Origin of the sequence: Luteibacter sp. UNCMF366Tsu5.1, assembly GCF_900119235.1 — a bacterium.
GTDB lineage: Bacteria > Pseudomonadota > Gammaproteobacteria > Xanthomonadales > Rhodanobacteraceae > Luteibacter > Luteibacter flocculans.
Map to the genome: position 1 here is coordinate 439,176 of NZ_FPIS01000002.1, position 25,494 is coordinate 464,669.

22 protein-coding genes are annotated in these 25,494 nt (G+C 66.8%); 13 read left to right on the plus strand and 9 right to left on the minus strand.

What is annotated here, in order from left to right; all coding sequences use genetic code 11:
* Positions 1-25: 25 nt before the first annotated feature.
* Positions 26-526 carry a hypothetical protein gene (locus tag BT115_RS11130; protein ID WP_072323167.1) on the minus strand — a complete coding sequence of 167 codons (501 nt, stop codon included), beginning with the start codon at positions 524-526 and terminating at the stop codon, positions 26-28.
* A gap of 142 nt (positions 527-668) precedes the next feature.
* On the opposite strand from BT115_RS11130, the gene BT115_RS11135 reads away from it, so the two are divergent.
* On the plus strand, positions 669-1,151 hold the full coding sequence (locus BT115_RS11135; RefSeq protein WP_072322679.1) for an SET domain-containing protein: 483 nt from the start codon (positions 669-671) through the stop codon (positions 1,149-1,151).
* Positions 1,152-1,253: 102 nt separating this feature from the next.
* Positions 1,254-1,799, plus strand: coding sequence for a type 1 glutamine amidotransferase domain-containing protein (locus BT115_RS11140; RefSeq protein ID WP_072322680.1), 546 nt, complete (start codon positions 1,254-1,256; stop codon positions 1,797-1,799).
* Between the two features lie 61 nt (positions 1,800-1,860).
* Here BT115_RS11140 and fusA read toward each other — a convergent pair whose 3' ends face one another.
* Complete coding sequence (gene fusA / locus BT115_RS11145; protein WP_072323168.1) at positions 1,861-3,900, minus strand: elongation factor G; 2,040 nt, start codon at positions 3,898-3,900, stop codon at positions 1,861-1,863.
* A 301-nt stretch (positions 3,901-4,201) separates the two neighbouring features.
* Between fusA and BT115_RS11150 the strand changes: the two genes are divergently transcribed.
* Both BT115_RS11150 and BT115_RS11155 read left to right on the plus strand, forming a co-directional pair.
* Positions 4,202-5,215 carry a hypothetical protein gene (locus BT115_RS11150; RefSeq protein ID WP_083527423.1) on the plus strand — a complete coding sequence of 338 codons (1,014 nt, stop codon included), beginning with the start codon at positions 4,202-4,204 and terminating at the stop codon, positions 5,213-5,215.
* Between the two features lie 54 nt (positions 5,216-5,269).
* Positions 5,270-7,267: a hypothetical protein gene (locus BT115_RS11155; protein WP_072322681.1), complete on the plus strand. Its 1,998-nt coding sequence runs from the start codon at positions 5,270-5,272 to the stop codon at positions 7,265-7,267.
* Positions 7,268-7,273: 6 nt separating this feature from the next.
* Here the strand turns inward: BT115_RS11155 and BT115_RS11160 are convergent, their stop codons facing one another.
* Positions 7,274-7,759, minus strand: coding sequence for an RDD family protein (locus BT115_RS11160; protein ID WP_072322682.1), 486 nt, complete (start codon positions 7,757-7,759; stop codon positions 7,274-7,276).
* A 187-nt stretch (positions 7,760-7,946) separates the two neighbouring features.
* Between BT115_RS11160 and BT115_RS11165 the strand changes: the two genes are divergently transcribed.
* From BT115_RS11165 to BT115_RS11195, 7 genes are all read left to right on the plus strand, one after another.
* Positions 7,947-8,264: a hypothetical protein gene (locus BT115_RS11165; RefSeq protein WP_072322683.1), complete on the plus strand. Its 318-nt coding sequence runs from the start codon at positions 7,947-7,949 to the stop codon at positions 8,262-8,264.
* A 33-nt stretch (positions 8,265-8,297) separates the two neighbouring features.
* The gene (xerD, locus tag BT115_RS11170; protein WP_072323170.1) at positions 8,298-9,224 is read left to right on the plus strand and encodes a site-specific tyrosine recombinase XerD; all 927 of its coding nucleotides are present in this window, start codon (positions 8,298-8,300) and stop codon (positions 9,222-9,224) included.
* Positions 9,225-9,307: 83 nt separating this feature from the next.
* A complete protein-coding gene (locus BT115_RS11175) occupies positions 9,308-10,060 on the plus strand; it encodes a DsbC family protein (RefSeq protein WP_083527424.1) in 753 nt (250 codons plus the stop codon).
* Positions 10,061-10,299: 239 nt separating this feature from the next.
* The gene (purL, locus tag BT115_RS11180; RefSeq protein ID WP_072323172.1) at positions 10,300-14,163 is read left to right on the plus strand and encodes a phosphoribosylformylglycinamidine synthase; all 3,864 of its coding nucleotides are present in this window, start codon (positions 10,300-10,302) and stop codon (positions 14,161-14,163) included.
* A gap of 16 nt (positions 14,164-14,179) precedes the next feature.
* Positions 14,180-15,034 (plus strand): glycosyltransferase family 2 protein, encoded by an 855-nt coding sequence (locus BT115_RS11185; RefSeq protein WP_072322684.1) that lies wholly within the window; start codon positions 14,180-14,182, stop codon positions 15,032-15,034.
* Positions 15,031-15,933 carry a DMT family transporter gene (locus BT115_RS11190; RefSeq protein WP_072322685.1) on the plus strand — a complete coding sequence of 301 codons (903 nt, stop codon included), beginning with the start codon at positions 15,031-15,033 and terminating at the stop codon, positions 15,931-15,933. Before BT115_RS11185 ends, BT115_RS11190 begins: the two co-directional genes overlap by 4 nt.
* 117 nt (positions 15,934-16,050) lie before the next feature.
* The gene (locus BT115_RS11195; protein WP_072322686.1) at positions 16,051-16,755 is read left to right on the plus strand and encodes a FadR/GntR family transcriptional regulator; all 705 of its coding nucleotides are present in this window, start codon (positions 16,051-16,053) and stop codon (positions 16,753-16,755) included.
* 31 nt (positions 16,756-16,786) lie between these two features.
* Here BT115_RS11195 and BT115_RS11200 read toward each other — a convergent pair whose 3' ends face one another.
* A complete protein-coding gene (locus BT115_RS11200) occupies positions 16,787-16,993 on the minus strand; it encodes a YbdD/YjiX family protein (protein ID WP_072322687.1) in 207 nt (68 codons plus the stop codon).
* Between the two features lie 10 nt (positions 16,994-17,003).
* Positions 17,004-19,079 (minus strand): carbon starvation CstA family protein, encoded by a 2,076-nt coding sequence (locus BT115_RS11205; RefSeq protein ID WP_072322688.1) that lies wholly within the window; start codon positions 19,077-19,079, stop codon positions 17,004-17,006.
* 197 nt (positions 19,080-19,276) lie between these two features.
* Here BT115_RS11205 and def point away from each other — a divergent pair, with 197 nt between their 5' ends.
* Positions 19,277-19,813: a peptide deformylase gene (def, locus tag BT115_RS11210; protein WP_072322689.1), complete on the plus strand. Its 537-nt coding sequence runs from the start codon at positions 19,277-19,279 to the stop codon at positions 19,811-19,813.
* An 18-nt stretch (positions 19,814-19,831) separates the two neighbouring features.
* On the opposite strand, the gene BT115_RS11215 is transcribed toward def, so the two are convergent.
* From BT115_RS11215 to BT115_RS11230, 4 genes are all read right to left on the minus strand, one after another.
* Positions 19,832-20,215, minus strand: coding sequence for a hypothetical protein (locus BT115_RS11215; protein WP_072322690.1), 384 nt, complete (start codon positions 20,213-20,215; stop codon positions 19,832-19,834).
* A gap of 122 nt (positions 20,216-20,337) precedes the next feature.
* Positions 20,338-21,150 (minus strand): orotidine-5'-phosphate decarboxylase, encoded by an 813-nt coding sequence (pyrF, locus tag BT115_RS11220; RefSeq protein ID WP_072322691.1) that lies wholly within the window; start codon positions 21,148-21,150, stop codon positions 20,338-20,340.
* Between the two features lie 119 nt (positions 21,151-21,269).
* The gene (ettA, locus tag BT115_RS11225; RefSeq protein WP_072322692.1) at positions 21,270-22,928 is read right to left on the minus strand and encodes an energy-dependent translational throttle protein EttA; all 1,659 of its coding nucleotides are present in this window, start codon (positions 22,926-22,928) and stop codon (positions 21,270-21,272) included.
* Positions 22,929-23,021: 93 nt separating this feature from the next.
* A complete protein-coding gene (locus tag BT115_RS11230) occupies positions 23,022-24,023 on the minus strand; it encodes a M12 family metallo-peptidase (RefSeq protein ID WP_072322693.1) in 1,002 nt (333 codons plus the stop codon).
* 213 nt (positions 24,024-24,236) lie between these two features.
* On the opposite strand from BT115_RS11230, the gene glyA reads away from it, so the two are divergent.
* Positions 24,237-25,493: a serine hydroxymethyltransferase gene (gene glyA / locus BT115_RS11235; RefSeq protein WP_072322694.1), complete on the plus strand. Its 1,257-nt coding sequence runs from the start codon at positions 24,237-24,239 to the stop codon at positions 25,491-25,493.
* Position 25,494 lies beyond the last annotated feature (1 nt).

Consider the following 25,494-nt stretch of genomic DNA (forward strand, 5'->3'; position numbering starts at 1 on the left):
TCGCACGGGACGGCGCGGTGAGAGGTCAGGGAGAGCGATACGTGTCGGGAATGCCGGGGACGGGCGAGAGCCAGTTCTTGCCGTGTACGGGGAAGGTCTGGGCCTTGTCTTCCTTTTCCGGCGTGGCGGTCACATGGCCGTCGATGCTGTACGGCAGGGCGCCTGCGCTGCCCTTGGCCGCGAGTGCCGCGAGCGCCTTCGACATCTCCGCCGTGGGCAGAAGGTCGATGGTGGCAACGTCGGCGGCGAAGGAGGGGATGTCCTGGTCGATCTTCGCGTCGAGCAGTACGGCGCCGAGATCGCCGACGCGCAGCGTGCCCTGGAAGGTGTCGAACGACATGCCGCCATAGCTGTTGTTGTGGACGCGCAGGGTCACGTGCCAGGTGCCCCCCGGCTTCGCCGACACTTCCTGCAGGGTCAGCGACGGCGGGAACACGCTCTTCTTGGCCGGCCCGCAGCCCGCGAGCAGGGCAACGCCGGTCACGAATACGGCACGAACGAGGGGATGGCGGACGATCGAGGTCATTCCGTTGGCTTCCGGCATGTCGAACACTCGTTTGATGGTAGCGCCGGGCGGCCGGTACGCGCGAGCCATGCGTTTCAAACGCGGTTCCCAAGCGGCAGGCAAGCAGGCATCATCGCGGATCATTCCATCATCACGATCACCCATGACCCGACGCATCGCCGCACGACGTTCGCCCATCCACGGAAATGGCGTCTTCGCCACCGCACCGATCAAGGCCGGTGAGGAAATCGTCGAGTACAAGGGTGACCGCATCACGCACGCGCAGGCCGACAAGCGTTACGGCGACGGCGGCGAGACCGGCCACACCTTCCTGTTCACGCTCAACGAGCGCTACATCGTCGATGGCAACAGCCATGGCAATGTCGCCCGCTGGATCAACCACGGCTGCGACCCGAACTGCCAGGCGCTGATCGAGGAAGCCGTGGAGGGCAAGCCGTCCAAGCATGACCGCGTGCTGATCGAAGCCATTCGCGATATCGCGCCGGGCGAAGAGCTCACCTACGACTACGGCATCACGCTCGACATGAAGCACACGGCGCGCCTCAAGAAGATCTGGGCCTGCCGCTGCGGCTCGCCCAAGTGCATCGGCACCATGTTGAAGCCGAAGCGCGCCAAGGCGGGCTGATCCCGTCTTCACGTTTGCCCATGCGGCGGCGACGGCACTGCGACATGTCGCTCATCTGCCGTCGCCCATCCTCGACCGGACATTCCCCCGAGGAGATTCCCCATGGCAAACGATCGACTTAAGGGCCGCCGCGTGGCGGTACTGGCTACCGACGGCTTCGAGCAATCGGAACTGACCGAGCCCAAGCGCCTGCTGGAAGAAGCGGGCGCGACGGTCGATGTGATCGCCCCCGGCGACGCTCAGCGGATCAAAGGCTGGAGCGGGAAGGATTGGGGCGAAGAGGTTCCCGTTGACGTCCAACTTGCCAAAGCCGATGCCAGCGGCTACGACGCCCTCGTGCTGCCGGGTGGCGTGATCAACCCGGACAAGCTGCGTACCGACGAGAAGGTGCTGGGCCTGGTGAAGACCTTCGCCGAGTCGGGCAAGCCGATCGCGGCCATCTGCCACGGTCCGTGGACGCTTATCAACGCCGGCCTGGTGAAGGACAAGAAGGTCACCTCGTGGCCCTCGCTCAAGCAGGATCTCTCCAACGCGGGTGCGCGCTGGGAAGATAGTCAGGTGGTGAAGGACGGCAACCTCATCACCAGCCGCAAGCCGGATGACATCCCGGCCTTCACGAATGCGTTGATCGACACGCTGGCAGCATAAGCCACCGGGTCCGTCATGGCGGCACGCATGCCGCCATGACGGCCGTGCCGACCCCCGGGCCTCAATCGTCTTCCACCGTGGGTTTCCACGCTTCCATCAGCTTCTTCTGCACGCCGGGCGGCACCGTGTCGTAGTGACTGAACGACATGGCGTAGCGTCCCTGCCCACCGGTCATGGCCTTGAGCTGGGTCGAGTAGTCCACCAGTTCGGCCAGGGGCACGCGGGCCTTGATGGCCGTCTCGCCGCCGCGTAGCGAATCGGTTCCCATGATCTGCGCACGTCGCGAGGCCAGACCGCCAGTCACGTCGCCGACATAGTGGTCGGGAATTGATACCTTCAGATCCACCACCGGCTCCAGTATCTGAGGCCGGGCACGCGAAACCGCATCCAGAAACGCCTTTCTCCCCGCGCTGATGAATGCGACTTCCTTGGAATCCACCGGATGGTGCTTGCCGTCGTGGACGACCACGCGCACGTCCTGTATCGGGTAGCCGGCGATGGCGCCGTGCTCCAACGCCTGGCGTACGCCTTTCTCGATGGCCGGCATGAATTGCCCTGGAATGACACCACCCTTGGTCTCGTCGGCGAAGACGAAGCCGGCGCCGCGTTCCAGCGGTTCCACACGCAAAAACACTTCGCCGAACTGCCCAGCGCCACCGGTCTGCTTCTTGTGTCGATGATGACCCTCGGCATCGGCGGCGATCGTTTCGCGGTAGGCGATCCGCGGCGGCCGTGTGACGACGTCGACGTCGTAGCGCGCTTTCATGCGATCGAGCATGAGTTTGAGATGCAGATCGGACAGCCCGCGCACCACGGTCTCGTTGAGTTCCTTGTGGTGTTCCACGCGGAAGCACGGATCTTCCTCGGCGAGCTTGGCGAGCGCCTGCGCCAGTTTCTGCTCCTGCCCCTTGTGCGCGGGTTCCAAGGCGAGGCCGTACATGGGCGCGGGAAACGGGGCGGGGTCGAGATGGATGCGGGCTTCGTCGGCCGCGTCGTGCAGCACGGCGTCGAAATGCACGTCGTCGACCTTCGCCACGGCGGCGATGTCGCCCGGCACGGCCTCGTCGATCTCGACGTGTTCACGCCCCTTGAGGCGGTACAGATGCGCCACCTTGAACGGCTTGCGTCCATCGTCGACGAAGAGTTGCGCATCCTTGCGGACGGTGCCCTGCCAGACGCGGAACACGCCCAGCTTGCCAACGAAGGGATCGTTGACGATCTTGAACACGTCGGCGACCACGTGCCGCTGCGCGTCGGCGGTCACCTCGAACGGCGTGCCGTCGTCACTGTGGAACGGCGGCGGGTTGACCTCGGTCGGGCAGGGCAGGATGCGTTCGACGAGATCGAGCAACTCGACGATGCCGACGCCTTCGCGTGCGCTGGTGAAGACGATCGGCACGAGGTGGCCGTCGCGCAGGCAGTGTTCCAATGCGCCGCGGAGTTCGGCCACGCTGAGCGCGGATTCGCCGGCATCGAGGTAGTGCTCCATGACCTCGTCGTCGATTTCCACGACTTGATCGATGATCTGCCGATGCGCTTCGCCGGGCGACGAGAAATCGGTGTCGCCCGCCGTTTGGAAGAACGTGTCGCGTATGGCGTGTCCTTTGGCCGCGGGCAGGTTGAGTGGCAGGCACTCGGTGCCGAACTCGTCGCGCAGCGCATTCACCAGTGCGGGCAGGTCCACACCTTCCGCATCGATCCGGTTGATGATGAGCACGCGCGCGAGGCCGCGTTCCTTCGCCAGCGCCATCATGCTGCGCGTGCCATGTTCGATGCCATTGGCCGCGTTCACCACGATGGCGACGGTGTCCGCGGCGGCGAGGGCGGCGAGTGCGGGTCCGCAGAAGTCGGCATACCCCGGCGTGTCGATCAGGTGGATGCGGTAACCGTTGCGCTCGATGGACGCGATCGATGCGTCTATCGAATGCCCCCGCGCCTTTTCCATGGGGTCGGTATCGGAAACGGTACTGCCTCGTTCGACGTTGCCCATGGCGGTCAATGCGCCGCCCGCGTGGAGCAGGGCTTCGAACAGGGTGGTTTTGCCGGCGCCGGCATGGCCGGCCAGGGCGAGGCTGCGGATACGTTCCGTGGATGGCGACACGATGCGACCCTCCTTCAGTGGAAGGGGACGCGTGGGGAACGCGAACGTCACGATCGGCGTCGCCCTCTCGCACGCCTCCCGGCGTAACGATGGCGGGCCGTCACGGTCGTCCGGGGTCCGGACGGTCATGGCGGTGGTCGGGCAAGGGCCCGGGCCAAGCCTTCTCCTTCCGAGCGTCGGAATCAAGAGGCGAGGGGAATCTTCCGGCACGCGCACGGTCTGAGCGCCGGGGCTTACGCTCCGTTTAGCGGAGCGCCGCTAAGCTTTCCGACTTTCTCACGCCCATGGGGGCCCTGCGCGCGTGCAATATCCTGGCAAGGCGCCACCGTCGTTCGTCGAACCCCACCGGCTGGAGCCGGACGCATCGCCGCGTCCGGCCGGGCTGGCGCCGATCGACGCGGCGACGATCGCTACCCTGCACGCGATAGGACGCCGTCCGCCACCCCGAGAGCGTGTGCGCCGCATCTTGGCGATGGTCGTGGCGATCATCCTGCACATTCTTCTGGTGCTGCTGGTTCGCTACGAGATGATGCCTCGCCCGCTCGTCGGCTACGCCTCGCCCGACGACCGCAACGACGTGCTCGAGGTCCGCTTCATCGAGCCGACCCGGTCCGCGCCGCCTGTCGAGGCGCCGCCTCCGCCGCCCGTCACCGAGCCGCCGCCGAAGGTCCGCTCGCCGGAGGCCACACGGCCCGAGCCGCGTCGTCCCAAGGAACCGCCGAAAGAGCAGGCGCCGACGCCCGCCGTCGCCGACACGCCGGCCCCACCGACCCAGCAGCCCGCGTTGTTCGGTACGGACGGCTCGATCGTGCTGCCGAAGCAAGGGGCAGGCTCGTCGACGACCCAGGCCGATTTCGTGGCACGCAAGCCGACCGACGACAGCGGAATCATGTCGCACAAGACCACGGTCACGTACACGCAGACCCGCTTCGAGAAGGATTGGGCGCCGCGCGACGAGAACGCACTCAACAAGGGGCTGCGCCGCGCGATCGAAAGCACCACGGTGAAGAAGACGATCGACCTGGGGCATGGCACGCGCATCAAGTGCGCCACCGTGTTCTTCGTGCTGCCGGTCGGCTGCGGTGGCGAGGACCCCTCGAAGGCTTCCAAGAAGGACGGCGACGTGCGGCTCAACATGGCGCCCGCGAATCCATTGGTGAAAGACCTCCCCGACCAGCCTCCGCCGCCGACCGAGGCGGCATGCATCGCTGCTTTCCGCGCCGACAAGCCGCTACCGCAGGGCTGCGCGTCCGACATCCCGCTCAAGGCGATGGATCAGGAGAACGCCGAGCGAGCGCGGCGCACGGGACAGTAGCCACCGTCACGGTCGCGATTGTGCGCGCGCGCCGCAGCATGGACACTACGCACGATGCCCAAGACCTTCCGACCGGACAGCGACCCAGCGATCGCTGCTAATGCGCTGCCCGTGTCCCCGCGGGAAGCCGCGATGCATGCGTTGGTCTACCGGCGTCGTCTTCGCGAGCGGCCGCGCGATCGCCTGCTGCGCGTCGCCGCGTGGGTGGGCACGATCCTCATCCACCTGGTTTTCCTGTTCGGCATGATCCTCGGGCCGGCCTACGACATCTTGCCCCCGCCGCCGTCGCCGCCCGACGAGAATGCGTTGCTGGTGCGGCTCATCGACAAGCCCCCGCCGCCGGTGCCGCCCGTGCGCGGCACGCCATCGAAGGCGCCCGTGGCGAAGACGCGCTGGAATACCCCGCACTCGAAGGCCAGCCGTGCGTCGAGCGGGTCGCACGCCAGTGCGGTGGCATCGGCGGCCAAGACGCCGCCGGCCATCGCCGTACCGGTGGCGCCGCCGCCGCGCGTGAAGCCTGACGTGAAATCCAAGGCGCCGCCGCCCAGCGTAGCGGCCGTGGCACAGCGCCCGCTGACCCAGCCCAAGGCGCCACCGCCCCAGCCGGACCTCGCCAAAGTACCCGTGCCGACGCAGGCGCCGCCCGATCTGGCGCTGGATACGCCCAAGCCGCAGGTCGTGCCACCGCGATTCCAGCCCGAGCCGGCGCGCAAGGCGCAGGTGGAAGGCACCGCGCCGATGCCGCCGCCCGCATCGCTGGCGCTTCCGGAAACGCCGGCCGCGCAGATGGCGGTGACGCCCACGCCGCCGACCATCACCGCGGAACGCACCACGCCCGTGCCCACCGCGGCGATCACGCTCGCGACGGTCCCGCGGCCGGAAGTCGAGGAATCCTCGGCACCGCCCACACCGCAGGACACGCCGCTGCCGGCCGTCGCGCCGGAGCCCAGCGCGCCGACGCCCGACCTGGCGATCGACAATCGCCCGGTCCCGCCCAAGGTCGCGGTGACGGTCGAAGCGGTGCACGCACCGGCCGTGGAAGCCGAGGCCGACCTCGCGGCTGTGCCGCTGCCCGACGCCACGGCCAAGCCGACCGTCTCGGCTCCAGCCGCCGACCGTCCCGCCCCGGCCATCCAGGCGCCTGCCGTCACGCCGGGAGAACTGCAACGTCCCGTCGCGGGTGCCGACGTCGCACCCGCGCCCCCCGGTCAGGCGCCGGGCGAGAACGCCGCAGGCCAGTCCACCGCGCAGAACCAGGCGGAACAGGGCAAGGCCGACACCGAACGCGCCAAGAGCACCGCGCAGGGCGCACCCGCCCAGCCGTTCGTGCCCGGCCAGACCACGGCTGAGGCGTCGGGCTCCAACACGCCGGGGGCCGCGGCGGAAAGCGGCAAGCCGGGTGCGGCCAAGGGGGTGGACGAAGGGCAGCGGTTGACCGGGGCGAATGGCACGTCGCAACGCGAGGATGGCGTTGCCGGCGGCCAAGGCGACAAGGCAGGGCAGGTGGGGGCGTACGTGGAACTGAAGCCCCACGGCAATCTCGTGCCGCAGTCCGGCGCCCGCGTGCACATCGACTACAAGGCCACACGCTTCGAAGGTGCCTGGACGCCGAAGGGCGAATCGTCGGTGGATACGGCGATCCGTCACGGCGTCGAGGCGGCCACCGTGAAACCGACGATCTCGCTGCCGCGCGGCATCCGTATCAACTGCGTGGCTGGACCGGGCAATACGGGCGGCGCCATGAAGGCGGTGTCGCTGTTCACGATCGGCTGCGGCGGCGATCCACCGGCCAAGCCGATCAATCAGGACGCCGTGGCGAAGAATCAGACGATGGCGCCCGCGAAGCCGCTGGCCGACAACCTGCCGCCCGCCAACAGCGCCAGCGTCGCGGCAGCACCGGTCGCTCTCGACAACACCGCGCTGTGTACGACGGCGCGCATTTCGGGCGGCCCGATGCCGCCGGGCTGCGAGGCCACCATCAAGGTGAACGTGCCGGCGCCTTCGCCAAGCTCGGGATCGTGGGTGCCCGCCAGCGACCAGTTCGGTCGCTGAGCCGGTTCACCCCAACCGGCGGATCTCCGTGCCGGCGATCAGGTCGTGCAGCGCGCGGCGACGGCGGTCGATCAGGCACGGAAGCAGCCACATGGCCCAACCGATCAGCGGCGCATAGAGTGCGACGCGCAGCGAGGTCAGCGGGTAGAGCGTCAGCAGCAGGAGCGGCAGGGCGGCAACGACCAGTCGCACGACGCCGCGCGGCCAGGTCACGGCACTGCCCTGGGCATCGGTGACACGGATGCGCCAGGGCCGCATGCCGAGCGTCTGTCCGCCACGCACCCAGGACACCAGGAAATACGCACCGACCACGAGCCCTTGCAGGGGGCGGTACCACGCGGCCAGTACCTGCCCGTGCTCGTCGATGAGCTTGCCGCCCGTGGCGAACTGCGCCAGCAGCCCGACCACCATCACGATGGCGACCACGGCGAGCGCGTCGTAGACGATGGCGGCGAAACGGCGCCAAGCGGGAGCAGGGTCGAGTGCGCTCATGCGTATCGGTCTGGGGAAGGCGGGTCATTATGCCCGGCCGCCGCGAGGCCCGGCACGACGCCAGATCTCGCGCTGCATCGCCGCGCTACGTTGTCCGTGCCGATTTGACGTTGCGTTGGGTTTCGACGCGAGCCAGACGCCGGCGTAGCTTGGCGAGACCCCGAAACGACCTGAAAGGAGCGCGGTCATGAGCCTTACCCTGCATTCCACTTTCCCCGAGCTGGATCAGCACATGCGCGCCTTCGACGGCGACGACAATGTGGGTGCCGCGGAATTCCAGCAGTTGCGCGACGATGCGGACAGGCATCTGGACGCGATTGCCACGGTCGATGCCAGTGGTTTCCGCGAGGCCGCCGATGGGCTGGCGGAAGCCATGCAGAAGCTGGCGCTCGCTGCGCGCAAGGCGAAGCTCTCACCGGAAGATCGCACGGCGCTCAAGACGGCCGCCGAGTATCAGATGGCCTACGTCGTGGCGGGCTACCAGTCGAGTCTCCAGCGACTTTGAGTGCGGCGCGCGGGTCGTGCGACCATCCTGCGCATGGCCCCTGTCGAATCCGTTCCCTGCGCCCAAGCGTCCGCCGATGACGTACGCCTGATCGAGCGCTTCATCGAGCGTATCTGGGCGGAAGACGGGCTTGCCGACCGCACGCTCGAGGCCTATCGGCGCGATCTCCAGCAGCTTGCTCGCTGGCTCGCCACGCGTGGGCGCACGCTGGCGAGTGCCGGGCGCGACGATCTTTCTGCGTACCACGGTAGCCAACCCGTTTCCGTGCGGAGCATGGCGCGGCGGCAGTCGGCCTTCCGCCGTTTCTACGCCCAGCTCGCGCGCGACGAAGGTCGCCGCGAAGATCCGACGCTGCTGATGCAGCGCCCGCGGATGCCGCGTGGTCTGCCGAAGGCGCTCGCCGAACGCGAGATCGAGGCGCTGCTCGTTGCGCCCGACATCACGACGCCGCTGGGCCTGCGCGATCGCGCGATGCTCGAATTGATGTACTCATCGGGCCTGCGCGTATCGGAACTCGTCGATTTGCCGTTGGCCGGACTCAATACGCGCCAAGGTGTGCTGCGCGTCACGGGCAAGGGCGGCAAGGATCGCCTCGTGCCGGTAGGCGAAGAGGCCCTGGCGCACGTGGAGGCCTATCTGCGCGACGCGCGCCCGTTGCTGGCCAAGGGTCACGGGCAGCCCGTCGCCCTGTTTCTGTCGCGGCGTGGCGACGCGATGAGTCGGCAGATGTTCTGGACGCTGGTGAAGCGCTACGCGATGCAGGTGGGTATTCCCGAGAAGCGGGTGTCGCCGCATGTGCTGCGGCATTCCTTCGCTACGCATCTTCTCAACCACGGCGCGGACCTGCGCGCCCTGCAGATGCTGCTCGGACACAGCGCGCTGAGCACCACGCAGATCTACACGCTGGTCGCAAAAGAGGGGCTGAAGCGCCTTCACGCCCAGCACCACCCGCGCGGCTGAGGCATGCCACAATCGGGAACCGAACGCCGGGGGCGTGTTCCAAGCACCCCGCGTTTTCCCCGGTCATCGATGGAGTCGTACCGATGTTGAAGAAAATCCTGCCGGCGATCCTTGCCGGTGCGTTCGCCATGACGGCCTGTGCTGCCGACGACCAGAAAGCCGTTCGCGACGCGATCGAGTCCCTCGGCCCGGGCATTCAGGTGGACAGCATCGGCCCGGCGCCGATGCCGGGCTTCTACCAGGTGGTGGCCTCGGGTCGCATGGTTTATGTCAGCGCCGACGGCCGTTACATGCTCAACGGCAACCTGATCGACCTCAAGTCGAAGACCGATCTCAGCGCCGCAAGCTGGGCCGCCACGCGCAAGGCTGCCCTGGCCAAGTTGCCGGCATCGCAGCGTCTGATCTACGCGCCGGCCAACCCGAAGCACACGGTCACCGTGTTCACCGATGTCGACTGCGGTTTCTGCCGCCAGCTGCACGCGCACATCGACGAGTTCAACAAGCAGGGGATTGCGGTCGAGTACGTGTTCTGGCCGCGCGAAGGCGTGAAGACCACGGCCGGCAACGATACGCCGTCGTACACCAAGGCGGTGTCCGTCTGGTGCAGTGCCGACCGCAAGAACGCCTTCAACGAGGCGATGAAGGGCGCCACCCCCAAGGCGGCGACGTGCGCGAACCCCGTGAAGGACGAATTCGAGCTGGGCGAACGCCTGGGCGTGAACGGCACCCCCACCATCGTGACCGAGAACGGTGACGTGGTCGGCGGCTACGTGACGCCCGCCCAGCTGCTTCAGGCCCTGGAAGCCCCCGCCGGCACTCCCCGTCGCGGCGGCTGATCCTGTTGTGAGGCCCTTTAGCGGCGAGAAGCCCACGGAGCGAATGTGGGAGCCGCTATAGCGGCGAGAAGCCCACGGAGCGGTGATGCGGTGAGGCAGCTCGCCTCGCCGCTATAGCGGCTCCCACAGGCAGATCGGCTCGCCGGCATGGCGGCTCCCACAGGGGTGGTGGGGCCCGCCCATGCTGCCGCGCAACATCATGTAGAATGGGCGTTTTCCTGCAGCGCCTTTTCCCCCGCATGATCGCACTCGACGGGCAGAGCGCCCTCTCGCCTTTTCGCCTCGAACGACTGAACGCCCACCTGGATGCCCTGCATCACGGGACGCGGGTGCAGGCCGCCTGGTTCACTTACTTCGTCGACGCCGACGTCCCGCCGGAAGGTGAGGCACGCACGCGTCTGCTTGCCGTGCTGGAGGCGAAGAGCGCCGGCCCGGAAGGCGCCACGTTCTGGGTCGTGCCGCGCCTGGGCACGATTTCGCCGTGGTCGAGCAAGGCCACCGACATCCTGCATGGCGCCGGCTTCGACGTGCGTCGCGTGGAGCGCGGCACCGCGTGGCGAGTCACCGGCATGCCGGCAGAAGATGACGCGTCCTACGCCGCGGTCATGGCAGCCTTCTGCGATCCGATGGTGCAGTCGCCGCTGGATTCGCTGGAGCAGGCGTCCGGCCTGTTCCTGGCGGGCGAGCCGGGTGCACTCGGTCGCATCGATCTGGGCAACGATGCCGTGGCCGCGCTGTCGGCGGCCAACGCGTCGCTGGGCCTCGCCCTCGCCGACGACGAGATCGACTACCTCGCCACGCGCTATGCGGAGATGGGCCGCGCGCCGACCGACGCCGAGCTGATGATGTTCGCGCAGGCGAACTCGGAGCATTGCCGGCACAAGGTCTTCAATGCCACGTGGACGCTCGATGGCGCTGAGCAGCCGGCGTCGCTGTTCGGCATGATCAAGAACACCCACCAGCATTCGCCCGCGCATACGCTCTCGGCGTATCACGACAACGCGGCGGTGATCGAAGGCTACGAGGGCCAGCGTTTCTTCGTCGACCCGAAGGACAGCGTGTTCCGCACGGTCGCGGAAGCTGCGCCGTATGCGATCAAGGTGGAAACGCACAATCACCCGACGGCGATCGCGCCGTGGCCGGGTGCCGCCACCGGTGCCGGTGGCGAGATCCGCGACGAAGGCGCGACGGGCCGCGGCGGCAAGCCCAAGGCCGGTCTCACCGGTTTCTCCGTCTCGCATCTGCGCATTCCCGGCCTTCCGCGCCCGTGGGAGAAGGATCGCCCGCTGCCGCCGCGCATGGCCTCGGCGTTCGAGATCATGCGTGACGGCCCGCTCGGCGCGGCCGCGTTCAACAACGAATTCGGTCGTCCCGCGCTCGGCGGTTACTTCCGTACGTTCGAGCAGGAAACAGGCGACAAGGGCGTGCGTCGCGGCTACGACAAGCCGATCATGATCGCAGGCGGCCTCGCCGCGATCCGCCCGGGACACGTCGACAAGCGCAAGCTGCGCGCGGGCGACAAGGTGATCGTGCTCGGCGGCCCGGCCATGCTCATCGGTCTGGGCGGTGGCGCCGCCTCGTCCGTGGCGTCGGGCACATCGAGCGCGGAGCTCGATTTCGCCTCGGTACAGCGCGACAACCCCGAGATGGAGCGCCGCTGTCAGCAGGTGATCGACGCGTGCTGGGCGCGCGGCGACGAGAACCCCATCGTCAGCATCCACGACGTGGGCGCGGGCGGTGTGTCCAATGCCATTCCCGAGATCCTCAACGACGCGGGCGTGGGCGGCATCATCGATCTCTCCAAGCTGCCGTGCGACGATCCGACGCTGTCGCCGATGCAGATCTGGAGCAACGAGTCGCAGGAGCGCTACGTGCTCGCGATCGGCAGCGAGAACCTGGCGCTGTTCGAGGAATTCTGCGCGCGCGAACGCTGCCCGTTCGCCGTCGTCGGCGAGGCGACCGACGAACCGCGCCTGCTGGTGCGTGACACGCGTCGCGACATCACCGTGATCGACCTGCGCATGGACGTGCTGTTCGGCAAGCCGCCGCGCATGCACCGCGACGCCGTGCGCGTGAAGCCGCGCGTGGACCTGGTGGCCGACCTGACCGGCATCGGCATGGACGAAGCGCTGATGCGCGTGCTGCGCCTGCCGGCGGTGGGCAGCAAGAGCTTCCTCATCACCATCGGCGACCGTACCGTCGGTGGCCTCAATGCGCGCGATCCGATGGTCGGTCCCTGGCAGGTGCCCGTGGCCGACGTGGCGGTCACGATGACCGACTTCGACGGCTACACCGGCGAAGCCATGGCGATGGCCGAGCGCGCTCCTGTCGCGCTGCTGTCCAGCGCCGACGCCGCACGCATGGCCGTGGGCGAAGCACTGACCAACCTCGCCGCCGCGTCGATCACGCTCGACGAAGTGCGCCTCTCGGCGAACTGGATGGCCGCCGTGAATCATCCGGGCGAAGACGCTGCGCTGTTCGATGCGGTGCGCGCCGTGGGCATGGAACTGTGCCCGTCGCTCGATATCTCGATTCCCGTGGGCAAGGACTCGCTGTCCATGCAGACGGTGTGGACCGACGAGAGCGGCAAGGCGCAGAAGACCGTGTCGCCGGTATCGCTGGTCATCACGGGCTTCGCCCGTGTGGACGACGTGCGTCGCACGCTCACGCCGCAATTGCGGCTCGATCGCGGCGACACCGATCTCTGGCTGATCGATCTCGGCGCGGGCCGCGATCGCCTCGGCGGTTCGGCGCTCACCCAGGTTTTCAATCGCGGGGGCGGCGTGCCGCCGGATCTCGACGATCCGAAGCGTCTGCGTGCGATGTTCGAGCTGATCCAGGAGGCCAACCGCGCCGGCCTGCTGCTGGCCTACCACGACCGTTCCGACGGCGGCGCCATCGTGACGCTGTTGGAAATGGCCTTCGCCGGTCGCTGCGGTCTTGAGCTGCGTCTGGACGGTTGGGCAGACGCAACGCTTCGCGCACTGTTCAACGAAGAACTCGGCGCTGTCGTGCAGGTGGCGTCGGCCAATCGCGAGGCCTTCGAGCAGTTGCTGGTCAAGTACAACCTGGCCGGCATGACCCACAACGTGGGCCGCCCGAAGGAAAAGCTTGGTATCAAGTTGCACCTCGGCGGCGAGACGCCGTTCAAGTGGAACTGGACCGAGCTGTTCCGCGCCTGGAATGAAACCAGCTACGCAATGCAGCGCCTGCGCGACAACCCGCAGAGCGCGGATCAGGAAAACGAGTGGCGCCTCGACGACGTCGATCCGGGCATCTCGCCGAAGCTCGTCTTCGATCCGACGGAGAATATCGCCGCGCCGTACATCGCCACGGGCGTGCGTCCGCGCGTGGCGATCCTGCGCGAGCAGGGCGTCAACGGCCAGGTGGAAATGGCGGCGGCATTCGATCGCGCCGGTTTCGAGGCGGTGGACGTCCATATGACCGACCTTGGCAGCGGTCGCCACCATCTCAAGGACTTCGTCGGCTTTGCCGCGTGCGGCGGGTTCTCCTATGGCGACGTGCTTGGCGCGGGCCGTGGATGGGCCACCTCCATTCTCTACAACGACGCGTTGCGCGAGCAGTTTGCCCGCTTCTTCGAGGATGGCAGTCGCTTCGCTCTGGGCGTGTGCAATGGTTGCCAGATGATGTCCGGCCTCAAGGACATCATTCCGGACGCGAAGCATTGGCCGCAGTTCCTGCGCAACCAGTCGGAGCAGTACGAGGCACGCCTTGCCACGCTCGAGATCCTCGACTCCGGCAGCATCTTCTTCCGCGGCATGGCCGGTTCGCGCATCCCGGTGGCGGTGGCGCACGGCGAAGGCCGCGTGCATTTCCCGAGCGTGTGCAGCCCGTCCAAGAGTCACGCCGCCGCGCGCTTCGTGGACAACCGCGGCAAGCCGACCGAGAGCTACCCGTTGAATCCGAACGGTTCGCCGGGTGGCCTGGCTGCCTTCACCGCGGCTGACGGGCGCGTCACGATCATGATGCCGCACCCCGAGCGCGTGTTCCGTACAGCGCAGTTGAGCTGGCATCCGGAGCAGTGGGGCGAGGATTCCCCCTGGATGCGGATGTTCCGCAACGCGCGCGCGTGGGTGGGCTGACGAGAGGCACCGCGCCGTGACCACCACGCCTGTCACCAGCATCGTCATCGTTCTTGCCGACAGCGGTCCGCTGACGCGCGAGTGCGTAGAGCACGCCCTGGCGAGCGACGTGCCGGTGAACGTCGTCGTCGTGGACAACGGGTCCACTGACGGTATCCCCGAGTCGCTCGATCGCGCCTACGCGGACGACGACCGGGTACGAATTGTCTACAACCGCGCCAACCTGGGCTTTGGCCCTGCGGTGAATCGTGGCGTCGCGCAATCGCGCGGTGCGCGCATCCTGGTGCTCAACCCGGACTGCCTCGTGCAGCCGGATACGATTCGGCGCATGGCCGCGCACATGGACGTCCATACGGGCATCGTGGGTGCCGTCGTCTGCGACGCCGAGGGACGGCCCGATCCGGCCTCGCGCCGTCGCGACCCCCTGCTGCGCCGTGCGCTCGCGACCAAGCTCGGTCGCGGCGGCGATGCCGGCATCGACATCGACGGTCCCATCCCCGGTGGCGCGGAGGAGGTGGAAATCGTTTCCGGCGCCATCATCCTGATGTCGCGCTCCGTCTTCGAGCGCCTGCGCGGTTTCGACGAAACGTTCTTCCTCCACTGCGAGGACATGGATCTTTGCCGTCGCGCGCGCGATGCGGGTTACAAGGTGCTGCTCGCGGGCGACGTGCGCGTGCTGCACGGGAAGGGCGGATCGAGCCGGCATCGGCCCGTGTTCGTCAGCCGGCACAAGCACCGCAGCATGTACCTGTGGTTCCGCCGGCACGATCCCGCCGCACGCAACGTATTCGTACGTATGCTGGTCTGGCTCGGCATCTGGTCGCATTTCCTGTTGAAGATCCCGGGGCAGTTGCTGCGGAAACGTCGATGAGCGACGGCCACCGCGGCGCCGGTCTCGCTACCCTCGGCCTGCTCGCCGTCACGGCCATTTGGGGCTCCACCTTCGCGTTGATCAAGGGCGTGGTCGGGCGGATGCCCGTGGCGGATTTCCTCGCGGTTCGGTTCGCCATGGCTGCCATCGCCATGGTGCTGCTGTTCGCGCTGCCGCTACGTCGGCTCGGTCGCGTGTCGTTGCTGCGCGGCCTGGCCCTGGGCGTGCTCTACGGCCTGGCGCAGTGGCTGCAGACGGAAGGACTGGCGCGCACGTCGCCCAGCGTCAGTGGCTTCGTCACCGGCATGTATGTGGTCATCACGCCGATCCTTTCGCTGCTGATCTTCCGTCAGCGCATGCCGTGGACCACATGGTTGGCCGTGCTGCTCGCCACGCTGGGCCTCGGCGTGCTCGCCCTGAGTGGTTTCTCAGTGGATGCGGGCGTGCTGCTGACGTTGGCATCGGCAGCGCTGTACGCGTTGCACATCGTGGGACTGGGTCACTGGTCCAAGCCCGGCGATGCGTTCGGCATGTCCGCGATCCAGATGGTCGGCATTGCCGCGGTCTGCCTGCTCATCACCTTGCCGCACGGCGGTCCGACCCTCCCGCCGGATGCGGCGGCTTGGATTTCGGTGCTCTACATGGCGCTGGTGGCGGGCGCGTTCGCCATGCTGGTGCAGACCTGGGCGCAGGCGCATATGCCGGCCACGCGAGCGGCCATCGTCATGACCACCGAGCCGGTATTCGCGGCGGGCTTCGCCGTGCTGCTCGGTGTGGACGTGCTCACGCCGCGCATGCTCGGCGGGGGCGCCTTGGTGCTGGCCGCCATGTACATGGTGGAACTGGCACCGCGTTTTCGTCGCCGCAAACCCGCGGAAGCGTTGCATCACGAGGTGTAGCGTCTCCACGATCCGCTTTCGGGCGCGGGGGTTCGTGGCCCGGCAAGTTGCGCTGCGTCATCGCCGCTACGCTCGCTGCCATTAGGATGGGCGGCGAACGGGACAGGGCGGACGAGCATGGCATCGAGGAAGGACGGGGCGAAGAACCTGCACGCGCAGGTGATCGAGGACATCGGTGAATCGATCGTCGGTGGCGTGCTCCAGCCCGGGGATGCGCTACTCGGGGAGGCCCAGCTCGCGACGCAGATGGCGGTGAGCCGAACGGTGCTGCGCGAGGCGTTGAAGGTGCTTGCTGCCAAAGGACTGATCGAAACGCGCCAGAAGACCGGCATGCGCGTGCGCGATCCGCGCTACTGGAATCACCTCGACCCCGATGTGCTGGCCTGGCGCTGCGCCGCCATGCCGACCGAGGATTTCGTGGAAAAGCTCGTCGAGATGCGCGGCATCATCGAGCCCGCGGCGGTGATGGCGGCGGCGCGGCGGCGGACGCCCGAGCAATTGGAGGCGATCGCCATGGCGTTGGAGGCGATGGAAGAAGCGCCCGACCTGGAAGCCTGGGCCGAGGCGGACCTGCGTTTTCACGAAGCGGTGTTGATGGCGACCAGCAATGAACTGCTCGGCTCGCTGTTCGCGGTGATCGAGACGGCGCTCGCCACGTTCTTCGTGATGTCGGCGAAGACGGCGCGTCACTTCAAGTACTCGCTGCCGCACCATCGCGCCGTCTACGAGGCGATCCGTCGTCGTCGTCCGAATGAAGCCGCGACGGCGATGCGGGCCATGATCGCCGACTCGCGCAGCAATATGCGCAAGGGACGCCGCTGATCGCCGCGGCATGTTCGCAGGGACGCTGCTTCTAGCAGCAGCGTCCGCCCGTGCCGCGATAGCGCGCTTCCTGGCGCTCGCGGAAGAACGCGTCGTAGCTGGGCACCGGGCGCTCCGGATGGTGTTCGCGCAGGTGCTTTACGTAGACGTCGTAATCGGGCACGCCGCAGCAGAGGCGGGCGGTTTGCACCGCCCACTTCCACAGCGAGCGCGGCCCTGCCGACAGGTTCGTGCTCATGCTGGCCTCCTTACGGCGTCACGCTCGACAGCGCGACGTACGGTTCCTCGTGCGCGGTCGGATGGTTGGCTCGCCAGGCGCGGACGATAGCGCGCAGCGAGAAGAACAGCATGGTCAGCACCAGCAGCATGAACAGGGCGGTGAGGGCCATGTCCACGCGGTTGTTGGTGATGATGCGCTGCATGTCGTCGGCGGTCTTGGCCGGCGCGAGGAGCTTGCCGGAGGCCATGGCATCGGCGTACTTCTGCGCGGCGGCGGTGAAGCTGATCTTGGCGTCGAAGATCTTCTGCCAGCCTGCGGTCAGCGTGCAGATCACCAGCCATGCGGCCGGCACGGCAGGCACGAGCACGTAGCGCTCACGCTTCAGTTTCACCGTCACGACCGTGGCGAGCATCAGCGCGATGGCGGCCAGCATCTGGTTGGCGATGCCGAACAACGGCCACAGCGTGTTGATGCCGCCCAGCGGATCGACGGCGCCTTGGTAGAGGAAGTAGCCCCACAGCCCCACGCAGATGACGGTGGCGACCACGTTGCCGATCCACGAGTCCGTCTTCTTCAGCGGTGCCCAGGCCATGCCGGCCAGTTCCTGGATCATGAAGCGTCCGACGCGCGTGCCGGCGTCGACGGTGGTCAGGATGAACAGGGCTTCGAACAGGATCGCGTAGTGATACCACAGGGCCATCATGCCCTCGCCGGGCATGATGCCGTGGAGCAATTGCGCCATGCCCACGGCCAGGGTGGGTGCGCCGCCGGCACGACCGAGGATCGTGCCCTCACCGATGTTGCGTGCCGTGTCGGTGAGTTCGGCCGGCGTGACCAGGAAACCCCAACTGCTGATCGTCTGCGCTGCCTGCTCGGCGGTGGTGCCCACGAGGGCGCCGGGGGAGTTCATGGCGAAGTACACGCCCGGATGCAGCGAAGCCGCGGCGATCAACGCCATGATCGCCACGAATGCCTCCATCAGCATGCCGCCGTAGCCGACCATGCGCGCTTCGCCTTCGTTGGCGAGCAGCTTCGGCGTGGTACCCGACGCGATGATCGAATGCCAGCCGGATACCGCACCGCAGGCGATGGTGATGAACAGGAACGGGAACAGGTTGCCGGCAAAGACCGGCCCCGTGCCATCGATGAACTTCGTGATCGCCGGCATCTGCAGCGTGGGTGCGGCGAGGAAGATCGCGAGCGCGAGCAGGGCGATCGTGCCGATCTTGAGGAACGTGGATAGGTAATCGCGCGGCGCGAGCAGCAGCCACACCGGCAATACCGAGGCGAAGAATCCATAGCCGATCAGCAGCCAGGCCAGCGCCTTTGCGTCGAAGTCGAACAGCGCGGCGAGGGCGGGCGTGTCGTTCACCGTCTTGCCGTACCAGATCGACGCAAGCAGAAGCACCAGGCCGATGAGCGAAACCTCAAGAATGCGGCCGGGGCGGATGTAGCGCAGGTACAGGCCCATCAGCAGCGCGATGGGAATCGTCGCGGCGACGGTGAAGGTGCCCCACGGGCTGTGTGTCAGCGCCTTGACCACGACCAGCGCCAGTACCGCCAGCACGATCATCATCAGCACCAGCACGCCTACCATGGCGATGACGCCTGGCACCTCACCCAGCTCTTCGCGCAGCATGTGACCGAGCGAGCGGCCGTCGCGGCGAAGCGACAGGCCGAGGATCATGAAGTCCTGCACGGCGCCTGCGAACACCACGCCGACGAGAATCCACAGCGTGCCCGGCAGGTAGCCCATCTGCGCGGCGAGCACCGGGCCCACGAGCGGTCCGGCGCCCGCGATCGCGGCGAAGTGGTGGCCGAAGACCACCCACCGATCCGTAGGTACGTAGTCGAGGCCGTCGTTGCGGAGCACGGACGGTGTGGCGCGCGAGGGGTCGAGTTGGAGCACACGGTTCGCGATCAGACGGCTGTAGAAGCGGTAGCCGATCAGGAAGACGGCAATGGATGCGGTCACCAGCCAGATGGCATTGATGGGCTCGCCCCGTCGGAGAGCGACGACGCCGAGGCACCAGGCCCCGACAATGGCGATGGCGGCCCACAGGATCTTGCCTGCGGGGCTCGGTTTTGGAATGGCACTGTGCATGGTTTGGAGCTCCCCTTGCGGATGCTCCAAGGGTCGTCCCCCGTGCCGGTGGGGGTCAATCGCTGCGATGGGTTTCCGGCATTAGCCATTGGTCGAATGGCGCATGCCGGATTGACGCTGTGGAGCACCCATATGAGGCTTGAGCCTGGGGGCGTCCGGCGCCATGCTGGGGTCTCCCCATTCCCCAGGGAACGACCATGATTCGCGAGATCCTCAAGATGGGCGACGAGCGCCTTCTGCGCATCGCCCCGCCCGTACCGGAGGCGATGATCGGCTCGGCCGAGCTCGACCAACTCATCGAGGACATGTTCGACACGATGCATGACGCCGGTGGTGTAGGCCTCGCTGCGCCCCAGATCGGGGTCGATCTGCAACTGGTGATCTTCGGCTTCGACAGCAGCGAGCGCTATCCGGACGCCCCGCCGGTGCCGCAGACGATTCTGCTCAATCCGGTCATCACGCCGCTCTCCCAAGACATGGAAGAGGGCTGGGAAGGCTGCCTTTCCGTGCCCGGCCTGCGCGGGGCGGTGAACCGCTACTCGCTGATCCGCTATCAGGGGGTGGACCCGAAGGGTCAGCCCATCGATCGCACCGCGGAAGGGTTCCACGCGCGCGTGGTCCAGCACGAATGCGACCATCTGATTGGACGTCTATACCCCTCGCGCATCACCGACTTCACGAAGTTCGGCTTTACCGACGTGCTGTTCCCCGGCATGGACATCGGGGACGACTGAGCCTGCGGCCGGCGCGGGTCACTCCGCGTCGGCCAGTGCCTCGATGATGACGAGCAGCGCCTTGCGGCGCTCCTTGGGCAGGCGACTGACCAGCCCGACGAGGCGGAGCTGTTCCCGCGAGTCGGCGCGGTAGAGGGCGGGGCTTTCGCGTACGCCCGTGGCACCGCTGGGCGAGCCGCGACCGGTGGCCAGCCATTCGAAGTTCACGCCGAACCGGGTCGCCATGTCGATCTGGCGTTCGAGTTCCGGGAGACCAAGGTCGCTGAGCCATTTCCGCGCGGTTTCCCGGCTGACGTCGAAAAGATCGGCCAGCTGGGTGATGCGCCCGCGGCCTTTCTTGACGCCAGCCATGTCCAGTGCGACATGCAGGCGCTGTGAAAAACCTCGGTTGATAGGTGGCATGACAACTCCGGTGAGACGCTAAGGCGCTTCGAGCCCGGTATTGTTCGATAGCGTGGAGCGGGAGCGTAAGCCTTTTGCAGTTGCCAAATCATGCAATTTGCGACTGCTTTTGAAATTATCGCTCACTGGCGGAAGCTGTTGACGAACTTTCTCATTTCTTCCGCCGCTCGATGTGCTAGGTCGGCGTAATCGGGGCCGGCGCTAGCGTAAAGGATGGCGCGCGAGGAAGAAATCATCAGACCGGTGCCATCGGCCGTCCGTCCGTGGGCCATGACCGCACCCACATCGCCGCCCTGAGCACCGATTCCCGGCACCAGCAAGGGCATGTCGCCGACTACTGCACGCACGCGGCCGAGTTCTTCCGGCCAGGTGGCGCCGGTTACCAGCGCGCAATTGCCGTTTTTGTTCCACTCGCGGGCGATGGTCTCGGCGACCCGCAGATAGAGCGGCTGGCCGCCGCAGTCGAGCGCCTGGAAATCCTTGCCGCCGGGGTTGGAGGTCCGGCAGAGCAGGATCACGCCCTTGTCGGCGTGTTCCAGAAAAGGCGCCACGGAGTCGTGGCCGAGGTACGGGTTCAAGGTGACGGCGTCGGCGTCGTAGCGGTCGAACGCCTCGCTGGCGTAATGCCTGGCCGTGGAGCCGATGTCGCCGCGCTTGGCATCGAGGATCACCGGGATGCCAGGGTGTTTATCGTGGATATGCGCGATCAGCCGCTCCAGCACGCCCTCGGCTCGCTGCGCGGCGAAGTGCGCGATCTGCGGTTTGAAGGCGCAAACGACGCCGGCCGTGGCATCGACGATGTCGCGGCAGAACGTGAAGATGCCTTCGGTGCCGGAGAGGCCTGCGGGCAACCGGCCGGGCTCCGGGTCCAGGCCGACGCACACGAGCGAGTCGTTGCGACGCCAGGCGTCCTTGAGGGCGGACATGAAGTTCATGGGGGTGACCTCCGTGGGGCGGTCTCCTGTAGGAGCCGCCATGGCGGCGAGGGACCAGCCCTCGCCGCATCATTGCTTCGTTGGCTTCTCGCCGCCATGGCGGCTCCCACAGTTCCGGGTCAGACCAGCTTCTTGTACTTCACGCGCTTCGGACCGGCCTCGTCGCCCAGGCGGCGCTTCTTGTCGGCTTCGTACTCGTTGTAGTTGCCGGGGAAGAACTCGACGTGCGAATCGCCTTCGAACGCGATGATGTGCGTGGCGATGCGGTCGAGGAACCAGCGGTCATGCGAGATGACCACCGCGCAGCCAGGGAACTCCAGCAAGGCATCTTCCAGCGCGCGCAGCGTTTCGACGTCCAGATCGTTCGACGGTTCGTCGAGCAGCAGCACGTTGCCGCCCTGCAGAAGAGTCTTCGCCATGTGCAGACGGCCACGCTCACCGCCGGACAACTGACCCACGATCTTCTGCTGGTCGGTGCCCTTGAAGTTGAAGCGGCCGATATAGGCACGCGACTGGATCTCGAAGTTGCCGATGGTGAGGATGTCCGAGCCGCCCGACACTTCCTGCCAGACGTTGTTCTTCGGGTCGAGCGCATCGCGCGACTGGTCGACGTAGGCCAGCTTGACCGTGTGGCCGAGCTTCACCTCGCCGCTGTCCGGGGTTTCCTTGCCCATGATCATCTTCATGAGCGTGGACTTACCGGCGCCGTTCGGACCGATCACGCCGACGATGGCGCCGGGCGGAATCTTGAACGACAGGTCTTCGATCAGCACGCGGTCGCCGAAGGACTTGGTGACGCTCTTGAACTCGATCACTTCCTGGCCCAGGCGCTCGCCCGGCGGGATGAAGATCTCGTTCGTTTCGTTACGGCGCTGGTACTCGACCGAGTTGAGTTCCTCGAATCGGTTGAGACGCGCCTTGCCCTTCGACTGGCGGCCCTTCGATGCGGAGCGCACCCATTCCAGTTCCTTCTGGATGGCCTTCTGGCGCGACTTCTCCTGCTGGGCTTCCTGCTTCAGGCGCTCGTCCTTCTGCACGAGCCACTCGGTGTAGTTGCCCTTCCAGGGAATGCCGCGGCCGCGATCCAGCTCGAGAATCCATTCGGCGGCGTTGTCGAGGAAGTAGCGGTCATGGGTGACCGCGACCACCGTGCCGGGGTAGTCGTGAAGGAAGGTTTCCAGCCAGTCCACCGATTCGGCGTCCAGATGGTTGGTGGGCTCGTCGAGGAGGAGCATGTCGGGCTTGGACAGCAACAGGCGGCACAGCGCCACGCGGCGTTTCTCGCCGCCCGACAGCGGCCCGATCTTGGCGTCCCATGGCGGCAGGCGCAGGGCGTCGGCCGCGACTTCCAGCTGGCGTTCCAGGGCGTGGGCATCGTTGGCGGCCAGAACGCCCTCAAGGCGTTCCTGCTCCTTCGCCAGGGCGTCGAAGTCGGCGCCTTCCTCGGCGTAGGCCGCGTAAACCTCTTCCAGCCGCTTCTGGGCGTCGAGCACTTCCGATACGCCTTCCTCGACGGCTTCGCGGACGGTCTTCTCCGGGTCGAGATCCGGCTCCTGCGCGAGGTAGCCGATCTTGGTGCCGGGGTTGGCGCGGGCTTCGCCCTGGAAGTCCTTGTCGACGCCGGCCATGATCCGCAGCACCGTGGACTTGCCCGCGCCGTTCAGGCCGAGCAGGCCGATCTTGGCGCCGGGGAAGAACGACAGCGAGATGTCCTTGATGATCTGGCGCTTCGGGGGGACGATCTTGCTCACCCCGTTCATGGTGTAGATGTATTGCATGGACGCTCCGAGGGGATGGGACGCGCGCCGGCGCCGCGCGCCGATGGGCAAAAGCCAATTATAGCGGGTTGACGGCGCCGTCCTGCAGGGTCGTCACTTTCGCCGGTTGGCCGCTATGTAGCGACGGATGTACTCGTCATTGGCTCCGGAGTAGTACCAGCACGGAATCCGGGCGAACAGGCTGTCCTTCATGTTCGTGATGCACCAGAAACGATCCTCGGCGGCCTCGTGGGTGGCGCCAAAAAGGTGGCCCATTTCGTGGGCGAAGACATGCCGGTGCCCCCGGTTGCTCACGATCGACACCCCGAATTTCTCCACCGCGGCCCCCAGCCTGTTCGACGGCCAGTTGGCCGGCGGCCGGTCCACGAACAGGACGAATTTCGTCAGGCGGGTGATGGCCGCGCCCTCGGATCGGGCGAATTTCGCGCCGCGCTGGGCTATGTCCAGCATGCGCTCGAAGTCTTGGCCCTCGTCGTAGTTCAGGTCGGTGATCCCCGGCACGTGGTCGCGCACGCTCACTCGAACCGGCATGCCCGGCTTGATGGTCTTTTCCATGTCCTTGATCCACCAGTCGACGTAGCGGTTCAGGAACTTGGCGTGGTCATTTTCGCCCGCGGTGTCGTGCAGGAAGATCCAGATGTGGATCGCGTCTTCGGGCGCGGCGTCGGCATCCGACTCGAATACGGTGTACGCGGTCGCGTTCGTCAGAGCGACCGGGGCCGGCAGGGCTTCGCCGGTTGCAGGGAGCGCATCGGTTGCGTCGGCGAGCGTCATGACGGGCTCATGTTCATCGGCCCCGACGAGGTCCAGACCCGTGTCGGTGCGCACGATCAGCGCCGGCCGGCCATTCACCGTCGCTTCGAAGAGCCTGGCGGAACCGCCTTGCGGGGTATCGATCTGGCTGTACAGGCGCTGTGTGACGGTCGCGCACCGCTGGCCGCTCTTGGACGTCGGCAGGCACACGCGCGTCGGCAGCCCCCTGGCTATCTGGGCGTCGAAGGACGCCAGGTCGTCTGCGGAGGCGTGAGCGGTCGGTGAGCCAGTGGCGAATGACAGGCACAGGGCGGTGGCGAGGATGCTATTGCGGAGCTTCACGGTCGAATCCTTTCGATGTCGGACCCCATCGGTCCGGCGGCGAACCTTACCCAGGGTCGAGGGCGAAGCCCGTAGGGCCTTCCTGTTCGTGCCTGTGGGCGGCCGCCGCTGCGTGGTCGGCCCAGGGCGGTGAGAAACCCCGGCAGTGGCCGTAAACCCCGCTGCACGCTACACTTTCGGTCTTCTTTCCCCACCCGTTCCCACGAGGTCGAGATGTTCCCGAAGGATGCAACGATCGCCGGCTACGACGACGAACTCGCCAAGGCCATCGCCGACGAGTCCCGTCGCCAGGAAGATCACGTCGAGCTGATCGCCTCGGAGAACTACGCAAGCCCGCGCGTGATGGAGGCCCAGGGGTCTTCGCTCACGAACAAGTACGCCGAGGGCTACCCGGGCAAGCGTTACTACGGCGGTTGCGAATTCGTGGACGTCGCCGAGCGGCTGGCCATCGAACGCCTCAAGAAACTGTTTGGCGCCGACTACGCAAACGTCCAGCCGCATTCCGGTTCGCAGGCGAACCAGGCGGTCTACTTCGCGTTGCTGCAGCCGGGCGACACGATCCTGGGCATGAGCCTCGCGCACGGCGGCCATCTCACCCACGGCGCCAAGGTCAATCTCTCCGGCAAGATCTTCAACGCCGTGCAGTACGGCATCGATCCCGACACCGGTCTGGTGAACTACGACGAAGTCGAGCGACTGGCGGTCGAGCACAAGCCGAAGATGATCGTGGCAGGCTTCTCCGCGTATTCGCAGGTGCTCGACTGGGCGCGTTTTCGCACCATTGCCGACAAGGTCGGTGCCTATCTGTTCGTGGACATGGCGCACATCGCCGGTCTCGTCGCTGCGGGCGTGTATCCGAACCCCATCGACCACGCGCACGTCGTCACCTCCACCACGCACAAGACGCTGCGCGGCCCGCGCGGCGGCATCATCGTCGCGAAGGGGCTGGGCGAAGAACTCGAGAAGAAAATGCAGTCGGTGGTCTTCCCGGGTATCCAGGGCGGCCCGTTGATGCACGTGATCGCCGCCAAGGCTGTCGCCTTCAAGGAAGCGCTGGAGCCGGCGTTCACCGAGTACCAGAAGCAGGTGGTGAAGAACGCGAAGGCCATGGCCAAGACGCTGATGGATCGTGGCTACAAGATCGTTTCCGGCGGCACCGAAAACCACCTGATGCTGATCGACCTCATCGGCCGCGACGTCACCGGCAAGGACGCGGAAGCGGCGCTCGGCAAGGCACACATCACCGTGAACAAGAACGCGGTTCCCAACGACCCGCGCTCGCCCTTCGTGACCTCCGGCCTGCGCGTCGGTACGCCTGCGATCACCACGCGCGGCTACAAGGAAGCCGACACGGTGGAACTTGCACACTGGATCTGCGACGTGCTCGATGCGCCGGGCGACGAAAGCGTGATCGCCGCGGTGCGCGAGAAGGTGACCGCACAGTGCGCCAAGTTCCCGGTGTACGGCTGAT